This is a genomic window from Streptococcus sp. 27098_8_75, assembly GCF_041432475.1.
Taxonomy (GTDB): domain Bacteria; phylum Bacillota; class Bacilli; order Lactobacillales; family Streptococcaceae; genus Streptococcus; species Streptococcus gordonii.
The window spans coordinates 83,569-103,821 of the sequence record NZ_JAPVZR010000004.1 but is presented as its reverse complement, the minus strand read 5'-3'; the positions used below and the strand labels follow the sequence as shown (position 1 = coordinate 103,821).

15 protein-coding genes are annotated in these 20,253 nt (G+C 42.5%); 4 read left to right on the top strand and 11 right to left on the bottom strand.

Annotation, left to right across the window (positions count from 1 at the left end; genetic code table 11):
- Positions 1–171: 171 nt before the first annotated feature.
- Positions 172–321, bottom strand: coding sequence for a hypothetical protein (locus O3640_RS07550; protein ID WP_008809826.1), 150 nt, complete (start codon positions 319–321; stop codon positions 172–174).
- Between the two features lie 151 nt (positions 322–472).
- On the bottom strand, positions 473–4,861 hold the full coding sequence (locus tag O3640_RS07545; protein ID WP_268723136.1) for a PolC-type DNA polymerase III: 4,389 nt from the start codon (positions 4,859–4,861) through the stop codon (positions 473–475).
- A 166-nt stretch (positions 4,862–5,027) separates the two neighbouring features.
- On the opposite strand from O3640_RS07545, the gene O3640_RS07540 reads away from it, so the two are divergent.
- The gene (locus O3640_RS07540) at positions 5,028–5,582 is read left to right on the top strand and encodes a hypothetical protein (protein ID WP_061599115.1); all 555 of its coding nucleotides are present in this window, start codon (positions 5,028–5,030) and stop codon (positions 5,580–5,582) included.
- Between the two features lie 112 nt (positions 5,583–5,694).
- The gene (locus O3640_RS07535; protein WP_268723137.1) at positions 5,695–6,162 is read left to right on the top strand and encodes a hypothetical protein; all 468 of its coding nucleotides are present in this window, start codon (positions 5,695–5,697) and stop codon (positions 6,160–6,162) included.
- Positions 6,163–6,265: 103 nt separating this feature from the next.
- Here O3640_RS07535 and O3640_RS07530 read toward each other — a convergent pair whose 3' ends face one another.
- From O3640_RS07530 to O3640_RS07495, 8 genes are all read right to left on the bottom strand, one after another.
- Positions 6,266–6,646, bottom strand: a complete 381-nt coding sequence (locus O3640_RS07530) for a PH domain-containing protein (protein ID WP_045773451.1) — start codon at positions 6,644–6,646, stop codon at positions 6,266–6,268.
- Between the two features lie 90 nt (positions 6,647–6,736).
- Complete coding sequence (locus O3640_RS07525; protein ID WP_268723138.1) at positions 6,737–8,587, bottom strand: proline--tRNA ligase; 1,851 nt, start codon at positions 8,585–8,587, stop codon at positions 6,737–6,739.
- Between the two features lie 75 nt (positions 8,588–8,662).
- Positions 8,663–9,919, bottom strand: coding sequence for an RIP metalloprotease RseP (rseP, locus tag O3640_RS07520; protein ID WP_268723150.1), 1,257 nt, complete (start codon positions 9,917–9,919; stop codon positions 8,663–8,665).
- 156 nt (positions 9,920–10,075) lie between these two features.
- Positions 10,076–10,879: a phosphatidate cytidylyltransferase gene (locus tag O3640_RS07515; protein WP_061593962.1), complete on the bottom strand. Its 804-nt coding sequence runs from the start codon at positions 10,877–10,879 to the stop codon at positions 10,076–10,078.
- 8 nt (positions 10,880–10,887) lie between these two features.
- The gene (locus tag O3640_RS07510; RefSeq protein ID WP_048777228.1) at positions 10,888–11,637 is read right to left on the bottom strand and encodes an isoprenyl transferase; all 750 of its coding nucleotides are present in this window, start codon (positions 11,635–11,637) and stop codon (positions 10,888–10,890) included.
- 259 nt (positions 11,638–11,896) lie between these two features.
- Complete coding sequence (yajC, locus tag O3640_RS07505; RefSeq protein WP_012130881.1) at positions 11,897–12,229, bottom strand: preprotein translocase subunit YajC; 333 nt, start codon at positions 12,227–12,229, stop codon at positions 11,897–11,899.
- A 173-nt stretch (positions 12,230–12,402) separates the two neighbouring features.
- Positions 12,403–14,517, bottom strand: a complete 2,115-nt coding sequence (locus tag O3640_RS07500; RefSeq protein ID WP_061593963.1) for an ATP-dependent Clp protease ATP-binding subunit — start codon at positions 14,515–14,517, stop codon at positions 12,403–12,405.
- A 251-nt stretch (positions 14,518–14,768) separates the two neighbouring features.
- Entirely contained in the window at positions 14,769–16,679 is a 1,911-nt protein-coding gene (locus tag O3640_RS07495) for a sucrose-specific PTS transporter subunit IIBC (protein WP_061593964.1), read from the bottom strand.
- A 197-nt stretch (positions 16,680–16,876) separates the two neighbouring features.
- On the opposite strand from O3640_RS07495, the gene O3640_RS07490 reads away from it, so the two are divergent.
- Positions 16,877–18,331, top strand: a complete 1,455-nt coding sequence (locus O3640_RS07490; protein ID WP_371586840.1) for a sucrose-6-phosphate hydrolase — start codon at positions 16,877–16,879, stop codon at positions 18,329–18,331.
- Entirely contained in the window at positions 18,312–19,277 is a 966-nt protein-coding gene (locus tag O3640_RS07485; protein WP_223350268.1) for a LacI family DNA-binding transcriptional regulator, read from the top strand. Before O3640_RS07490 ends, O3640_RS07485 begins: the two co-directional genes overlap by 20 nt.
- A 75-nt stretch (positions 19,278–19,352) precedes the next feature.
- Here O3640_RS07485 and O3640_RS07480 read toward each other — a convergent pair whose 3' ends face one another.
- Complete coding sequence (locus O3640_RS07480) at positions 19,353–20,210, bottom strand: 5'-nucleotidase, lipoprotein e(P4) family (RefSeq protein ID WP_008809843.1); 858 nt, start codon at positions 20,208–20,210, stop codon at positions 19,353–19,355.
- Positions 20,211–20,253: the final 43 nt, after the last annotated feature.

Below are 20,253 nucleotides of genomic sequence, written 5' to 3'. Positions count from 1 at the left end.
CTTCTCCTCTTTTCTTCTGATTACCAATAAAAACTCACTGATTTATCAGCTCATTTACAATACTCTATACACTAAAAATTGTAACACAATCCAGGTTCAATGAAAACATCTAGAAGCGGTTATAAACCTTAAAAACCTCTATTTTCCTTTATTGAAAATAGAGGTTTTGATCTAATCTTTAAAGAGAGACAAGAGAGTTACCATAACTACAGTGGAGCAAACCAATCCGGTCACTTTTATAATCGTATCCGTGTCTAGCTCTAATTGATAACTAAACGATTTTTGAGCTGGTTTATCTTCTGCTACAATACTAAATCTCATTTTTTCTCCTTTCTTACTCCTGATCCAGATACAAGATTTGCGCTTCCGGGCTATGAGTTAGAAGAACCACAATCAGAAACTCAAATCTTCTTCTGACAAGTTTGTCTTAAGTCCACGTTTCATAGACAACTTAAAATCATTTTGAATTATTTTAGAAAAACTCATCAAACAGACTCAACTGGTTATCCTCAGGCATATTGCCCAGGATTCCCATATCGTCCATTTTTTCAACTAGGGTGCTAGAGAGGCCACCGCGTTTGCGGAGCTCTGTCTTAGAGAGAAATTCGCCTTCTTCCCGTGCTCTGACCACTTGGCGGGCAACGTTGTCACCCAGACCGTCCATAGCAGAGAATGGCGGGATAAGGGTATCTCCTTCGATGAGAAACTCGGTCGCGTGGCTCTTGTAAAGATCTAGCTTTCCGAATTTGAAGCCTCGCTCCAGCATTTCATTGACGATTTCCAAAGTCGTATAAAGGTCAATTTCTACATTGGAAGCTTCGTTGTTCTTGCGCTTTTCAGCGATTTCGCTCATCCGGCGCTTGACGGTATCAAGTCCGCCACTCATGGTCTTAATATCAAAGGCCTTAGCCCGGATGGAGAAATAAGCACAGTAGTAATAAATCGGATGATGTACCTTGAAGTAGGCCACCCGCAGGGCCATCATAACATAGGCTGCCGCATGGGCCTTGGGGAACATGTACTTGATCTTTCCACAGGACTCGATGTACCATTCTGGCACATTGTTTTCCTTCATAGCTGCGATGTAGCCATTGCGCTCTTCTTCAGAAATCTTCAGCCAGAGGCCCTTCCGCACGCGCTCCATGATCGTAAAGGCCATCTTAGGATCCAAGCCCTTGTGCATGAGGTAAACCATGATGTCGTCCCGACAGCCGATAACAGTGGACAGGTCAGCAATCCCTTGCTTGATCAAGTCCTGAGCATTTCCCAGCCATACGTCCGTACCATGAGAGAGGCCAGATAGCTGTAAGAGCTCGGCAAAGGTCGTCGGATGGGTCTCATCAACCATACCCCGTACAAAATTGGTCCCAAACTCCGGAATTCCCAGCATACCAGTCGGCGTGCCAATCTGCTCCCGAGTCACTCCCAGAATGTCTGTCCCAGAAAAGAGGGCCATGACACCAGGATCATCCATAGGAATATCAGTAGGATCAATACCAGACAAGTCCTGAAGCTTCCGAATCATGGTCGGATCATCGTGCCCCAGAACGTCTAGCTTGAGGACATTTTCATCGATATCATGGAAGTTGAAGTGGGTGGTCTGCCACTCGGCCGTCACATCATCAGCTGGATATTGGACCGGTGTAAAGTCATAAACATCCATGTAGTTAGGGATAACAACGATTCCTCCCGGGTGTTGTCCAGTCGTCCGCTTGACTCCGGCAGCTCCCTGCGCCAAACGCTCAACTTCGGCGTCCCGGTAGAACTTCCCGTAGTCGCGCTCGTAGCCCTTGACAAATCCATAGGCAGTCTTAGCAGCCACAGTACCAACCGTTCCTGCACGAAAGGCATATTCCTCACCAAAGATATCCCGCACATCCAAGTGAGCGCTAGGCTGATCTTCTCCCGAGAAGTTCAAGTCAATATCGGGTACCTTGTCCCCGTCAAATCCAAGGAAGGTCTCAAAAGGAATATCCTGACCGTTCTTGCTCAGCTTGTGGCCACACTCTGGACAGTCCTTATCCGGCATATCAAAACCAGAACCATAGGAGCCGTCCGTAATGAACTCGCTGTATTGGCATTTGCCACAGACATAGTGGGGCGACAAAGGATTAACCTCGGTAATCCCGATCATGGTCGCAACAAAGCTGGATCCGACAGACCCCCGTGAACCTACCAGATAGCCCCTCTCATTGGAGCGTTGCACCAGCATCTGCGAAGCCAGGTAAATCACGGCAAAGCCATTCCCCAAGATAGAGGTCAGCTCTTTTTCAATCCGTAAGTCCACAATATCTGGCAGCGGATTGCCATAAATCTCAAAGGCTTTTTGATAGGTCAGCTCAGCAACTGTCTCCTCAGCCTTATCAATGAAAGGCGTATAGAGGTCGCCCTTGACCACCTCTACCGGCTCAAAGGTCTCCGCCAGCTGATTCGGATTGGTGATGACCAGCTTCTTAGCTAAGTCCTCACCCAGGAAGGCAAATTCGTCCAGCATCTCATTGGTGGTCCGGAAGTGAGCTTTAGGAAGCGGAGCCGGCTGGGCATTTTCACCGTGACCAATGGTCCGGTTAATCATGGCTCCCTGACCGAGACTCCGTACGATAATCTCACGATAGATCTCTTCTTCCGGCTCGATATAGTGGACGTTCCCCGTTGCAAGGACAGGCTTGCCCAAGCGATCTCCGACCTCAATCAGATTGCGAATAATGGTCTGCAGTTCTTCTTGATCCTTGATCTGCTCCTTGGCAATCAGTGGCTCATAGATAGCTGGTGGCATGACCTCGATAAAGTCATAATACTTGGCTACTTCGACAGCCGCATCCACCCCCTGAGAGACAACAGCATCATAGACTTCGCCTTCTGAGCAGGCTGAGCCCAGAATCAGGCCTTCACGATGGGCATCTAATACGGTCCGTGGAATCCGCGGGACACCTTCGAAATACTTGGTATTGGACAGACTGACTAACTTGAAAATATTCTTGAGTCCCGTCTGATTTTTCACATAAATGGTCGCATGCTTGACCCGAGCCTTCTTGTAAGAATTCTCATCGACCAGATCCGTATTCAAATCCTTGAGATTGGTCACACCATGCTTTTCAGCCACATCCTTGATAAAGATAAAGAGGAGACGGCCCGTCGCTTCCGCGTCATAGTTGGCCATGTGGTGATGCTCCAGAGCAATCTGGAAACGCTTGGTCAAAGGCCCCAGACCATGACGCTTGTACTCTGGATAGAGATTGCGGGCAAATTCCAGCGTGTCAATGACCGGCTGGGTAATTTTTGGCAGGCTATGACGCTCATAGTTGACATTCATAAAGCCTACGTCAAAAGTAGCATTATGGGCAACGAGGACACTGTCCTGGCAAAATTCCTGAAATTCTTTGAGCACCTGCTCCAGGGGGTTGGCATTGCGGACATGCTCATCTGTAATCCCCGTCAGATCCGTCGTAAAGGCCGAAAGAGGATGCCCAGGATTGATAAACTCATCAAACTCAGCGATGATATTGCCCTTGTGCATCTTGCTGGCAGCGACTTGAATCAAGTCATTGTAGACGGCTGAAAGTCCCGTTGTTTCCACGTCAAAGACTACATAGGTCGCATCGCTAAGCTCCATGTCCACTTCGTTGTAGACGATGGGCACCCGGTCTTCTACAATATTTGCCTCCATACCGTAAATCAGCTGGATACCAGCTTTCTTAGCAGCCTTGTAGCCATGGGGAAAGCTCTGCACATTTCCATGATCAGTAATGGCGACAGCCTTGTGGCCCCACTTAGCAGCCGTTGCAACGATTTCCTCTACCTCAGGCAGAGCATCCATAGTAGACATATTGGTATGGGCGTGAAACTCGACCCGCTTCTGCCCTTCAGGCATCAAGTCCTTACGCTCATAGTGGGTAACTTCCTGCACATCCTGTACATTCATGGTCAGGTCACGAGTGAAGTTGTTCATCTCCACATTTCCCCGCACACGCAGCCAAGCCCCCTTCTTAATCATGTCAAACTTCTTGGCTTCTTCTTCATTTTTCATCCATTTCTGCAAGGAGAAGCTGGAAGTATAGTCTGTCATCTTGAAATTGAGCAAGACCCGGCCGGTCCGAGTAACCTTCTGCTCCAGATCAAAGACCATCCCCTCAAAGACCAGACGGTTTTCCTCAGTCTGAACTTCAATCATAGGAGTAATCTCTGCCTTATCCAGCTTTGGTTTTGCCGCAGCCTTACGAGCTTGGAAGTCATAGGCTGGCTTTTCTTCTGGTGGTGGCGCCATCTGCTGGAGGGATTCCATGGCTTTGAGAGCTTCTTCATTAGCTTCTTGAACAATCTTGTCATTCTCTGCCTGGAAATTCTCTGCCTGTTGCTGGGTTAACTCATCGCTGTGCTGAACCTGACAGGCCAGCTGAGGAAAGCCATACTTGACTAGCTGGCGACTGAGATTTGGTAGGTGATTCTTGCGAAAATGCTCCGTATCAATGGTTGATGGTCCTTCAATTAGCAACTTGTCCCCATCCAAATGAACCTGCAAATCCTGATAAAGGCTCTTAAATCCATGGCTGGCACATGGACCTTCCTCAAAGGCCAGCTGGTAATAAGCCTGCAAGAGCTCATCCGATATCTGAGGCGCCTGACAATGAATTTCAAAAATAGCTTGGTTGCCTGTCTTCGAAAACTCTTGATCTAAGCGCTTCTGCAATTCCCTAAAAATCTCAATGGGCAGAATATCCGTAAAAGAAAAATGAAATTCCCAGACCCGACTGACCTTGTGGACCAAAACCTTCTCGATTTCTGCATTCAAAAAGGCCTCTGAATTTCTCATCTCCAGTGGCATATCTAGCTGATTCATTAAAATTTCAAACTTGTTTGACATGACATTTCCTCGTACAGTAGTGACCTTATTTTACCATAAATCAGCACTTTTTTCGACAGAAAAAGGACTGAGCAATGCTCAGCTCCCCATATAATTATCAAGACTTTTTTCTTGATCCTAAGTTATGATATAATAGAAAAAACATTTACCTAAAGGAGTCTTAACTGTGAAGAAAATCTTACTAGCTAGCATCTGTCTACTGACCCTAACTGCTTGTAGCACGACCAGTCAGAATAAGCAAGAAAATACACCCAAGCAAAGTCAGAGTCAGAGTCAAAGTCAAAGTAAAACCAAAGAAGAAAAGACACAGACGAAAACTTTTTCTAATAAAATCGATGAGTATTATACTAATTCAGTCAAACTTTTCTATACTAAAGACAAGATCCTATCTTTCCAGCTCATTTCCAGCCAGGCCATCCCTGAAGAAAGTCAAAAAATGAGTGTTGAAGAATTAAAGAAATCCTATAGTGAAGATCTTAAGAAAAGTCCCATGATTGAAAATCAAGAAAAGCTAAAAGGACTTAAAATTCATCTTAAAATTTCTGAAGACAAGAAAAACGCTATTGCCATTTTTGATTTTGACCTCAGCAAAATAGATCAAGAACAACTGATTCAGTCAGCAAGTGACTCTGAAAGTAGTCAGACTTTCTTCAGGAAACTTCAAGATAAACCAGAAGTTGTCTTTGATTATTTGAAGGGGCAAGGACTCAAAGAAGAATAAAAAAGCTTTCTGATTAATTTTTAAACTTATACCTGTTCATAAATTTTAGTATATTTTCTAATACCAGTTATTAACTTTTGTTCTATTTTACTATAAATTTCAAGGAGTTTTTATGCGCTTAACTAAAAAAACTGTTCTTATTGGTGTCGCTTCTCTTCTTATTTTAGGCTTAGGTGCATGGGGAGTAAATTTATTTCTCGTTAAGCACAACGCTCAGCAAAGTTTTGATAAAAATTTTATTCACTATCAAGCAAAAAGTGACGATCACGAAACTTTTATTACTCAAGGCATCGGAAAAAAAGAAGTCTATAATTTATCCTACTCTCCTTCTAAGAAGACCATTGAAATAACCAAATCGACTAAAAATGGAGATAGCTATTCTGCCGATTCCATTTACGGAGCAGTAAATCTCTATGATATAAAACAAAACGGTAATAGCTACGTCTTCATAACAGCTGCAAAACCAATAATCGTTGACTTCGGAATGACTTCTGTAAAGGTAACTTATGACGGAGGTAATTTTGAAACCCCATACTCTGAACTGCATTTTGGTGAATCTTTCCCTAGTGAAGACAACTAGATTGCTACTTCTCTAGACTGGCAGTCTTTAACTATCAACTAACCAAGCTATTAGGCTGTGGTTAGTTTTTGTTTGCAAAAAAAGCGGTTGAAACCGCCTTTATTTATCTTAATACTGCTTCCGCCAAAGCCTTCTGAATAGCAATGACACTTTTATCACTTCGGAAAGTTAAGGTTTCGGCTGGTTCTTCAGCACTGGATACCCAGATTTTCAACTCAGCGTCAAGGTCAAAGTGTCCAGCCGTTTCCACTGAAAAGCGACTGATCGAGCGATAAGGATAAGACTTATAAGCCGTTTTCTTGCCCGTCATCCCTTGCTTATCAACCAAAATCAAGCGCCCATCTGTAAACACAATCAAATCTCGAATAAGACTAAAGGCCAGTTCCACATTTTCCGTTGGTGTTAGAATATTCTCTAGTTCTCTTTCAACTTTATCAATATCTTTTTGAGAAGCATTGCCCAGCAAACCACTAAATAATCCCATGATTTCGTCCTCCGATTCATTTTTTCTTACTATAGCATTTTCAAGTCCAATAAGCAAAAGAAAACTGCCAGGTCAAACTGGCAGTTTATCTTATTTCGTTAAAATAGACAAGGTTTCAATCAAGTTGTCTGCATGGACTTCAATGGTATCGCCACTTGCTTTAATTTTGACTTCTACAATGCCTTCAGCAGCTTTCTTACCAACGGTTACTCGGATTGGCAGACCAATCAAGTCGCTATCGCTAAACTTAACACCAACCCGCTCATTGCGGTCATCAACTAAGACTTCATAGCCAGCTCCAACTAAACTTTCTTCAATCTTGTCGGTCAAAGCCAAGCTTTCTTCATCTTTGACATTGACTGGAATCAAATGAACATCAAATGGTGCCAATTCTTTAGGGAAGTTAATTCCCCAAGCATAACGATACTCACCTTTAGGGGTTTTATTAACAAAGAGGCGGGCATGCTGTTCCATGACAGCTGAAAGCAGACGACTAACACCGATACCATAGCAACCCATCACAAGGGGAACTGCTCGGCCATTTTCATCTAGAACTGTCGCATTCATGCTGTCAGAGTATCGAGTCCCCAGTTTAAAGATGTGCCCAATCTCAATCCCACGCGCAAACTTCAGAACACCATTACCATCTGGAGAAATTTCTCCTTCGCGAACTTCACGGATATCGACATATTCAGCAGTAAAGTCACGACCAGGATTTACCCCTGTCAGGTGGTAACCATCTTCATTAGCTCCAGCAACAGCGTTGGACAAGTCTTGAACCTTACGATCAGCGATAATAGTTACATCTTCTGGCAAATTAACTGGTCCAAGAGAACCAAAGTTTGCTCTGAACAATTCTTGGACTTCTGCTTCTGTTGCTGCTTCAAAGAAGTCAGCTCCCAAGTGGTTTTTCAATTTGACTTCATTGAGCTGGTCGTTCCCTACAAGCAAAGCCACTACAGGCTTTTCATCTGCGATGTAGACCAAGGTCTTGATGGTTTGCTCCTCAGAAACTTGTAGGAAGGCTGCAACTTCATCAATAGTCTTACAGTTTGGTGTTTCCACACGAACTAGTTCGCTTTCAGCTGCTACACGATTGATCGGCTTGTATTCATTTGTTGCCATCTCAAGGTTGGCTGCATAGCTTGACTCACTAGAGTAAGCGATAGTATCCTCACCAGAAACCATCCAGTTGCTTAGCTCAGCCTTAATGGCTTCCAAAACATCTGCAGGGATTTCGTCCAAGCTTGCAACGGATTTATCCAATACCAACCAACGATCCAAGTCTGTCCGATCAGGAGTAATCGCCATAAATTCTTGGCTATCCTTTCCTCCCATAGCTCCGCCATCTCCAATGATAGCTTTAAAGTCAATCTCGCTACGAGTAAAGATCTTTTCATAGGCAGACTTGTATTCATCATACGTTACATGCAAACTATCATAGTTTGCATGGAAGCTATAAGCATCTTTCATGATGAACTCTCGCGTCCGCAAAAGACCGTTACGAGGACGTTTTTCATCACGATATTTTGGCTGGATTTGATAAAGATTCAGCGGTAATTGTTTGTAAGATTTCACTGAATCACGCACTAGGGCAGTAAAGGTTTCTTCATGGGTTGGTCCCAAAATGAAGTCTGATCCCTCACGGTTCTTTAACTTGAAGAGGTCATCACCATAAGTCTCGTAACGCCCTGATTCACGCCAAAGATCTGCACTTAGCAAAGCTGGCGCCAACATTTCTACTGCACCAATTTTTTCAAATTCTTGGCGCATGATATTCTTAGCTTTTTCAATAACTCTATTGGCCAATGGCAGATAAGAATAAACTCCCGCTGACACTTGGCGAACATAGCCCGCCCGCAAAAGCAAGGCATGACTGATAACCTGCGCATCACTTGGCATTTCACGCAAGGTTGGAATTAGCATTTTACTTTGTTTCATAAAAACTCCTTTAATTACATTTGAAGGCAGTGAAGGCCCTTTAGCAATCTACGTTTTATCTTCACTTGCCCTTACTTAAAAGAATGTACGCATAATATCATTCCAGGTAACAGCAATCATCAGCACAACCATAATAGCTACACTTGCTAAAGTTACATAAGTCTCTGTTTCGCGCTTGAGCGGTTTTCTGCGAATTGCTTCAATAATGTTGAGAACAATCTTTCCACCATCAAGAGCTGGAATCGGAATCAAATTGAAAATACCAATATTGATTGATAACAGAGCCAATAGACTAATCACCTGATCCAGACCAGCTTGTGCCGCTTGACTGCTGACACGGAAGATAGCAACCGGTCCTCCCAGTTGATTAAGACTAGGATGGAAAATCAAGTTTTTCAAAGCATTCAAAATACGGAAGGCCGCATCCCAGGCCATGGTCAGACCACCTACCATCATGGACATCAGATCCGACTTCATGCCTGGCGTGACACCTAATAAGTAACGGTCCCCTTCTTTTTTAGGACTGACTGTCACATCTTTGGTCTCGTTTCCGCTTTTAACTGTCAAGTTAAGTTTGGGATTCTTTTGACCTTTCGTTTCCTTTTCAACTGCCTGAGTCAAATCATCCCAGTTTGAAATTTCTGTCTGACCAACCTTTAGAATCTGGTCGTTATTTTTTACACCAGCTTGAGCTAAGGCGCCGTTTGGAGCAACCTGTACATGGTTTGTGTCCAAATTTTGAACCCCACCTTGCAGAGCAATTAGGATCCAAAAGGCCACGATACCCAAAATAAAGTTATTCATAGGGCCAGCAAAGTTTGTGATTAAACGGCCCCAGATTGTTGCATTTTGGTACTGAACATCTAAAGGCGCAATCCGAACTTCTGTCCCATCTGCTTCAACGATAGTTGCATCGTGATCAACTGAGTAGGTTCTACTTTCTTCAAGAACCAAACCAGTGATTTCTAATTTATCTTCAAAATCAAAACTTGTCACATTCATTGGCAGGGCTGTCTGGTCAATCTTCTTGCCAGATAGATTTACTCGAATAACCTTGCCTTCTTCATTCAGAGTCAGACTGACAGGTGTTCCAGTTTTGATTTCGGTTGTATCGTCACTCCAGCCAGCCATGCGAACATAGCCACCTAGAGGAAGAATCCGAATGGTATAGGCTGTTCCATCTTTTCCAATATGAGAAAAGATTTTCGGTCCCATTCCAATGGCAAATTCTCGAACGAGAATGCCTGACTTTTTGGCAAAGTAGAAATGCCCATACTCATGGACCACTACAATAATGCCAAAAACAATGATAAAGGTGAGGAGTCCCATAATTCCCATACTTTCCTTACCACACATTCCTTTCTAAATCTTGACTACTGGAGTCTAAATCAAAGAGGCTGGGAGTGTCTCCCAGTACTCTGTTTTTCATTAAATTTTATTCCAGGCAGAAGAAGCCACTTATCTCCAACTCTGCACATCTTAAACAAATTAGAATAAACCTAAAATCCGCATCAGAGGGAAGACAAAGAGCAAACTGTCAAAGCGATCCAAAACACCACCATGGCCAGGTATAAACTTACCAGAATCTTTGACACCATAATGACGTTTAATGGCGCTTTCCACCAAGTCTCCAAACTGTCCAGCTATACTAAAGAAAATAGCATATAAAACCAAAAGCCAGCGATTATGCGGAGCAGCCACACTTCCATCAATCAAAACAAAAATGAAGGTGACTACCATCGCAGACGCGATACCACCGAGGGCACCTGCAACAGTTTTATTGGGTGAAATTGTTGGAGCTAGCTTTTTCATCCCAAAACGGCGACCAAAGAGATAAGCACCACTATCTGTTGCCCAAACAATTAGAAGAGCCAAAAGCACCCTGTTTAGGCCTGCAACTCGAGCATCTAAAAGGGCATTAAAACCTGATCCCACATAGAAACTAACTGCAATCGGGTAGACCACATCATCAAAAGTATAATTGCTACCAACGACGATAGAACCCAATAAGCAAAAGACGACTAGAGTATAAGCAATCACATTGCCATCAATCGGCAAAAAGGTAAAATAATACTCAATCGGAACTGCTAAGACAAAGGCTGCTAACATAGCCAACATACCTTCAAGAGTTGTCGTCGCTAGACCCTTCATTCGGAGCAATTCATGTACTGCCAACATGGCTAAAATGCCTACAACAATCTGAAAAGCGACTCCTCCTAATACGACCAAAGGAAGGAAAATTGCAAGAGCCACTCCCGCAAAAATCAATCTCGTCTGTAAATCCTTATCCATATATTCTCCTAAACACCACCAAAGCGTCTCTGACGCTTACTATATTCTTCGATAGCTTCTTTTAAAGATTTTTCATTAAAATCCGGCCACAAAGTCTTTGTAAAGTACAATTCGCTATAGGCACTTTGCCAAGGAAGGAAATTACTAAGACGTAATTCTCCGCTAGTCCTGATGATCAAATCAGGATCCCGCAAAATACGAGGCAGGTTACTTGTCTGTAAATAATCCCCAATCATTTCCTCGCTGATATCACCTGGGTTAAACTTGGCATCCAAAACTTCTTGAGCAATATTTCGAATGGCTTGAGTTAATTCTGCCCGTCCACCATAGTTTAAGGCAAAGTTCAAAATCAAGCCAGTATTGAGCTTGGTTAGCTCTTCTGCTTTAACCAAGGCATCATATGTAGCTTTAGGTAATCTAGCCACATCGCCAATCATTTGAATCTTTACATTGTTTTTGTGCAATTCTGGCACATAGCGTTCATAGAATTCAACAGGCAGGTTCATGATAAATTTAACTTCTTTTTCTGGTCGAGACCAGTTTTCTGTTGAAAAAGCATAGACCGTCAAAACCTGGACGCCCATCTCTTTGGCTGCAATGGTGACATTCTGCAAAGCCTCCATACCCGCCTTATGTCCAAACACGCGTGGTTGCAGTCTCTTCTTAGCCCAACGGCCATTTCCATCCATAATAATCCCAATATGCTTTGGCACCTGTAGGGGGATGGTTACTTTTTCCTTCTTTTTTAAGTGAAACATAGCTTTATCCTAAATTTTAATCATTTTATTATATCATAAATCTAATAAAAGTGTTGTTTTAGCAAGTTTTTTGACATCAGTCTCCCAAAACTAGGCTAAGAAGCTTCGTAAAACTCCTCATTCTAACCTCTTACCCCTTTGAAAGGCCTTACCTTCTTATATTATAGGCTTTCCTCTTTTAATTTTCAAGAAATGTCCCCAAACTACAGACTCTGATAAAAAGGTAAAAAAAGAATCCGAGATCCTCAGATTCTTTTTCTTATTCTTCGATAGCAGATTCTTCCACGCCAGCAGCCTCAATCGCTACTTTTGCTTCAGGATCAACTTCTGCTTCAGCTTGTGGTAAGACTGTCTTGATCGCTGTTAATTCAAAAGTCAAATAAACGCCATCAACATCCAAAACAACGGTCCGTTTTTCAGTATCCACTTCATCAACAGTTCCATACAAACCGCCAATTGTGATGACCTCATAACCCTTTTGGAGCTTATTCAAGCTTTCCATGCGTTTTTCCGCTTGTTTTTTCTGTGTGCGGTTCATGTAGAAAATCAATCCAGCCATGACCACAAACATGATAATCATTTGGTATCCCATAGTCGTCTCCTTTCGTTTTTCATGTCTTCATTACTATAACAAATTTCTCTTTTTTTTACAAGAGAGGACTGTTCTTTCGACCTGACTACAAAAGGCTTTAAAGACGATTTTAAAAGACTTTTTTAACATCACTAATAGCTGGTCTATCTTTTAAAAGTTCAAGAGAAAGGGACTTACTTAGCCCCCTCCTTTTCCTTAATAACCAAGACACCATCTTCTAAATCAGCTGTCAAATGCTTAGCATCTAGATTATCCAAGTGGAAGTCAGTCACCTTGTCACGAATTTGTTGCTCGATAACTCTACGGAGTGGACGAACACCCATGACTTGGTCATAACCAGCGTCACGTAGGAATTCCTTAGCTGCATCAGATACTGCAAGATCAATTTCTTTTTTGCTCAAGGTTTGATTTACTTCAATCAGCATGAGATTGACAATTTCCATCAAGTCTTCTTTCTTAAGATGAGAGAACTCAATAACCGCATTGAAACGATTGAGGAATTCTGGACGGAAGTAAGCTTTGAGGCGGTCCATCAGATCAGGCTTTTCAGCATCTTCTTCTAAGCCAGCTTCGTAGCCAAAGCCTGCATTAGAAGTTGCAATGATAACCGTGTTCTTGAAGTTAACTGTATTCCCTTGACCATCTGTCAAACGACCGTCATCCAGAACTTGAAGGAGAAGGGTAATTACTTGCGGATCAGCCTTTTCAATCTCATCCAAGAGAATGATAGAATATGGATTGCGACGTACACGCTCGGTCAAAGTATTGTTATTGTCATCATAACCAACATATCCTGCAGTCGTACCAATCAGCTTGGACACAGCAGTCCGATCAGAGTATTCAGACATATCCAGACGAATGATGGCCTCTTTAGTACCGAACATATCTAGAGCCAGTTGCTTAGCAAGCTCAGTCTTACCAACACCAGTTGGACCAACAAAGAGGAAGCTTCCGATTGGACGGTTGCCTTCATCAAAGCCTGCACGGTTACGGCGGATAGCTCTAGCTACAGCTTCTACAGCCTTGTCTTGGCCGATTACTTTAGCTTTGAGACGGTCATTCATGCCCTTGAGGCGCTCAATGTCGCTAGCACCCATTTGAGATACTGGTACGCCCGTCATACGTTCAACAGATTCTGCTACATCGTTGACTGTTGCCGTCACCTTCATATCCTCAGTATGGTTTTGAATTTTCTTTTCTAGTTCTTCGATACGAGTCTTGGCATTCAGAGCTGCTTCGAAATCTTCTTTTTCAACAGCGGCTTCCTGCTTGTCTTTTTGCTCAGCAATCTCATGTTCAACCGCATGGACATCAGTCACTGGATGTTGAGCTGCCAAGTGGGCTGCCGTTACATCAACAAGGTCAATCGCCTTATCTGGCAAGCTCCTTTGTGGAATATACTGAACAGAGTAATCTACAGCAGCTTTCAGCACTTCATCTGGTAGAATGACATTGTGGTGCTTTTCGTACAAGTCACGAATACCTTGAAGGATTTTATAGGTATCTTCTGCAGAGGGTGCATTGACTTTAACCTCATTGAAACGACGAGCTAGAGCCGCATTTTTGAGAATAGTGTTACGGTACTCATCCTGAGTAGTAGCCCCGATAACTGTCAACTCACCACGTGAAAGTGCTGGTTTGAGAATATCCGCTAGTCCCTTAGAGCCACTATCTCCACCGATAGATCCTGCTCCTAGGATTTGATGGATTTCATCAAAGAATAGGATGATGTTGCCGGCTTCCTTGACTTCATTGACCAAGTTTTGGATATTTTCTTCAAAGCTACCACGATACTGGGTACCAGCTTCCAGACCAGAAATATCAACAGAAATGATTTCCTTATTCTTGATAGCTGCTGGTACATCACCATTGACAATAGCTTGAGCCAAACCTTCTACGACAGCTGTCTTACCAACTCCGGCATCTCCGACCAGAACTGGATTGTTCTTAGTCCGGCGAGAAAGGATTTCAGCTGTTTCTTGGATTTCCTTATTACGCCCAATGACTGGATCTAATTTACCATCACGAGCTTCCTGAGTCAGATTACGACCCAGCTTAGCCAGGATGCCATCTTGCTTAGGTCCATGACCAGCAGTTTGTAAATCCTGTTCACCCGTTCCTTGACCAGGTAGTTTACCAGTAGCACGATATTGTGCAAATTCCTCTGGCGTCACTTCACGGCCGTTAATTAGGTAACGACGGTTTTCACTATTGTAACCACGCATCCCAGCCATTAATTGATTAAATAAGTCATCCATATTATTAAAATTGTTGTAATTGTTATTCATATTTATACCTCTTCATTTTCAAGAATTGCAAACGATATTTTGTTTTGTGTTTTTCGTTTACATTTGTAATTGTAACATGGTACAAAAGGATTGTCAATAAATTATGCTCAATTTTTTAAAAAAATTTACAAGTGTAATCACTTGAGTTTCTATCCTTATTTTTTTCTACAAGGTTGTATTTTTTAAAGAAAAATACAAAAAAACAGACATCCAAATTTGAATATCTGTTTTTCTATATTATACTTAAATTTTTAGGCTTTTACTTCAATAACAGCATCACCTTTGCTTACTGTCCCTTGACCTACTGGAGTTACAGAAGCATAGTCAGCAGTATTCGTCACGATAACCATAGTAGTGTCTTCGAGACCTGCTGCAGCGATCTTAGCTGAATCAAATGTTCCTAGGACATCACCGGCTTTGACTTTATCACCTTGAGCTACAGTGTGATTAAAGCCTTCGCCATTCATTGATACCGTATCAATACCAACGTGAATCAAGATTTCTGCACCATTAGAAGTTTTAAGACCATATGCATGTCCCGTCGCAAAAGCAATCGTAACCTCTGCATCAGCTGGAGCATAGACAACTCCCTCGCTTGGCTTGATTGCTAAACCTTGCCCCATAGCTCCGCTTGAAAATACTGGATCATTAACATCTGCAAGAGCGACAACTTCCCCAGCAACTGGAGCAAGAATTGTTTCATCTTGGAGAGATACTGGAATGTTACCTGTTGTTTCTTCCTCAACCAAACGTTCTGTCTCTACTTCAGTAGCTACTTCTTCTTCGTCTTTATATCCAAAAGCATATGTCAATCCAAAACCAAGACCAGTCGTTACTAATACCATAAAAATGTACTGAAGAATTTGACCATTTAGGTAAAGAAGGGTACCAGGAACAATTGTGATACCAAAGCTAGTTCCTGCCAACCCTAAAGTGTTTGCGAACCAACCACCTGCAGCACCAGCAATCAGACCCATGATAAATGGTTTTCCGTAACGAAGGTTAACCCCAAAAATAGCAGGTTCAGTGATACCAAGTCCCGCAGAAAGAGCTGCTGGGAAAGCAAGAGCTTTGAGCTTTGGATTCTTCGTTTTAACACCAACCGCAAGTGTTGCTCCAAGTTGAGCAGTCATAGCAGCTGTGATAATAGCATTAAGTGGATCTGCTCCTGTAGAAGTTACCAAATTAGACTCAAGTAGATTGAAAATATGATGGACACCTGTCACAACAATAACTTGGTGAACTCCACCAAGAACTAAACCACCCAAACCAAGTGGTAGGCTAAGTAACCAAGTTGTAGCGATTTTAACATATGACTCAACCTCGTGAAAAACAGGTCCAATGACAAACAAAGCTAAAATTGACATCACTAGGAAGGTCAAAAATGGTACAACTAGTAAATCTAATACATCAGGAATTCGCTTATGGAGCCACTTTTCAAGTTTTGCACCAATCAAACCAACGAAAAATGCTGGTAAAACTGAGTTTTGATAACCGACGACTTTAATAAATCCGAAGAACAAAATTGGCTTAGCGTCTCCAGAAGCTACATCCCAAGCATTTGGCAAAGCTGAGTTAACCATCATCAATCCTAGAACCAAACCAATCAATGGATTACCACCGAAAACACGGAAGGCTGACCAACAAATTAAGGCTGGAAAGAATGCAAAAGCTGTATCTGTTAGAACAACTGTATAGGTATAGAAGTTTGTTGCTTTAAAAGCTTCTGCAGTTGTACCAAACAAAGATAATACTTGGTCTTGTGCAATCGCACCACGGATACCCATAAATAACCCTGTTGCAACAATAGCTGGTAAAAGTGGAACGAAGACGTCACCGAAAGTACGGATAGCTCGTTGGAACCAGTTTCCCTGTTTGCCAGCTTCTTCTTTCATATCTTCTTTAGATGATGTTGGCAAACCAAGTGCAACAACTTCATCATACATTTTATTGACTGTACCAGTACCAAAGATAATTTGGTATTGACCTGAATTAAAGAAAGCTCCTTGAACCTTATCCAAGTTCTCAATCACTTCTTTATTAATTTTTCCTTCATCTTTGACCATAACGCGTAGACGAGTCGCACAGTGGGCTACACTGTTGACATTTTCGCGTCCACCCAAGGCTTCGACGACCTTTTTTGCAATATCCTGATTGTCCATTTGCAAAAATCTCCTTATTAATTTGTTAAACTTTTTTGAAAGCGATTTAATCACCTTTACGAATATTATTTTACCATGATCTAAAAATATGTCAAGCGTTTTGCAGAAATTTTATTTTTTATGTGTTTAAAGTTGATTTTTAGGCAGAAAACGTTTACTATAGTAGTAAGAAAAAATACATGACGGAGGAATATGGTTTGGCTTGGACAACTGAAAAACGCTACAGACGCTACGAAGACTGGACTCAGGATGAAGTGCAGCAGATTAAAGAGAATATTGCAAAATCCCCCTGGAGGGCCAACTACCATGTGGAACCACAGACTGGACTTCTCAATGACCCCAACGGCTTTTCTTACTTTGATGGCAAGTGGGTGGTTTTTTACCAAAACTTCCCTTTCGGAGCAGCACACGGCCTCAAATGCTGGGTACAACTGGAAAGCGATGACCTAGTTCACTTCACGGAAACTGGTCTCCGTGTGCTACCGGATACCGCACTAGACAGCCACGGTGCCTACTCGGGTTCTGCCATGCAGTTTGATAACAAGCTCTTTCTCTTCTACACTGGAAATGTCCGTGATGAGAACTGGGTGCGTCACCCCTATCAGATTGGTGCCTTGTTAGACAAATCAGGCAAGCTGGAAAAAATTAACAAGGTCTTGATTGAACAACCTGCTGAAGCGACTGATCATTTTCGCGATCCTCAGATTTTCAACTATAAAGGGCAATTCTATGCTATTGTTGGTGGACAAAATCTAGACAAGCAAGGCTATATCAAACTTTACAAGGCAGTTGATAACGACTATACCAACTGGGAAGTCGTCGGTGATCTAGACTTCGCCAATGACAAAACGGCCTATATGATGGAGTGTCCTAACCTAGTATTTATTAATGATCAGCCAGTCCTGCTCTATTGCCCTCAAGGTTTGTCTAAGGATGTGCAAGATTATGGCAATATTTATCCAAACATGTATAAAATAGGTCAATCGTTTGACATAAGTAAGTCTGCTATGATTGATCCTAGCCCTATCCAAAATCTGGACTACGGCTTCGACTGCTACGCGACCCAAGCCTTCAACGCACCTGACGGTCGTGCACTGGCTGTCAGCTGGCTGGGCTTGCCTGATGTGGAATACCCTTCTGACCGCTTCGACCATCAAGGTGTTTTCTCTCTCGTCAAAGAATTGACTTTGAAAGACGGCAAGCTCTACCAGTACCCAGTGCCTGCTATCAAGGATTTGCGAGCAGAGGAACAGCCTTTCACTGCTCTGGCAGAAAGCAAGAACAGCTACGAACTAGAACTGAATCTCGCTGCAGACGCTGAACACGAAATCGTCCTCTTTGCAGACAAGAATGGCAAGGGCCTACGCATCAATTTTGACCTCAAAGCAGGTCTAGTAACGGTTGATCGTAGTCAGGCGGGTGAGCCATTCGCTCTAGACTTTGGAACCAGCCGAAGCTGTAACATTGACAAAAAAGTAACAAATGCTAGTATATTTATAGATAAATCGATTTTTGAAATTTTCATCAATGAAGGAGAGAAAGTATTTTCCGGCCGTGTCTTCCCGAGAGAAGACCAAACAGGCATTGCTATTACCAAGGGCAATCCAACCGGTACTTACTATGAATTAGATTATGGTCGCAAAGCTAACTGATGTAGCAAAACTAGCAGGAGTCAGCCCCACAACTGTTTCCCGCGTCATCAACAGAAAAGGCTACTTATCCGACAAAACGATTTCTAAGGTTGAGGCAGCCATGCGAGAGTTGGCTTACAAGCCCAACAATCTGGCGCGCAGCCTCCAAGGTAAATCAGCCAAGCTAATCGGACTCATTTTCCCTAATATCAGCAATGTCTTTTATGCAGAATTAATTGGTAAATTGGAGCACGAGCTCTTTAAACAGGGCTATAAAACCATCATCTGCAATAGTGAGCATGACTCTGATAAGGAGCGTGAATACCTTGAGATGCTGGAAGCCAATCAGGTGGACGGCATCATTTCTGGTAGCCACAATCTAGGCATTGAGGACTACAATCGCGTGACTGCTCCAATCATTGCCTTCGACCGCAATCTTTCTCCGGATATCCCAGTTGTCTCTTCAGACAACTATGGTGGCGGAGTGCTGGCAGCTCAGACCTTGGTCAAGGCTGGAGCCCAAAACATCATCATGATTACTGGCAATGACAACTCTAATTCTCCGACTGGCCTGCGCCATGCTGGCTTCGCCTCTATTCTTCCAGACGCCCCAATCATCAATGTATCTAGTGATTATTCTCCCGTCCGAAAGGAAATGGAAATCAAGCACATTTTGACCCATGAGAAGCCAGATGCTATCTTTGCTTCAGATGATTTGACAGCAATTTTAATTATGAAGGTCGCTCAAGAGCTGGACATCAAGATTCCCGAAGATTTAAAAATCATTGGCTACGATGGCACCTACTTTGTGGAGAACTACTACCCACAGCTGGCCACTATCAAGCAACCACTGAAAGATATTGCTCATCTATCTGTGGACCTACTCCTCAAAAAGATTGCTGGTCAAGAAGTTCAAACGACTGGTTATTTCCTACCAGTTAGTCTATTACCTGGCAAAAGCATTTAATTTTTATCCCAAAAAAGACAACCTCAAAAAAGGAGGTTGTCTTTTTTATGTCTAATCTTTCAAAAAACTCTCAGACTATTTATCAAAGCTTTCTAAGGCTTTTTCACGCTCTTCAACTTGACCCTTAGCGTCTAATTTTTCGCCCTTGTAAACTGTGGATTCCCATGATCCATACATTGGGTTAGGGAAGATGATGAATTTTTCACCAAATTCTTTTTGAAGTTCGTCCAATTTCTTGTCACGCTCTTCAGAAGACTTTTTGGAGAAGTCTGCAAAGTCAACTAAATTATCCCCAAATAACATAACTAGATTTGTTGTCTCTTGAACTTTTTGGCGACGTCCTTCTTTTGACTTGACGCCTTCTTCCAAGAACATCAAATGGTCACGTCCCTGAACAGGAATGCCTTCTTTTTCTAGGTTCTTAATGGTTGCATCTACCTGACTAGCCGCACGGTCAGAAACATAGTAAATTTGTACACCATTTTCATTAGCAAATTGGAGGAATTCCTTTGCTCCTGGAACGGCTTTAGCCTCCGCCTTTTGGACCCAAACATCCCAATTTTCAGGTGTAAATGCTGTGCCATCTTTTACATTTTTCACTTGGTAAGGGCTGTTATCCAGTACAGTCTCATCCAAGTCTAAGACGATGGAATAAGGTTTTTCTGTCGGTGTTTTTAATAATTCTTTCAGACGATTCGTTGCAACATTATAGCCTTGTAAATACAAAGCCTTGGTTTCAGCCGCCTTTTGATACCAAAGAGTAGACATGGTATTTTCTCTCGAACGAAGCTGTTCATAGGTCATCGAAATCTTATTATCCGATGTACTGCTCTCTGTTGTCTTATTTTCTGTTGGTTTCGGAGCACAGCTCGTCAGAATAATAACTGATGCCAATGCAGAAAAAATGGTTACGGTAGCTTTCGTTGCTTTCATAAAAAAACATCCTCCTAATATTAATCTAATAAAATTATAACGT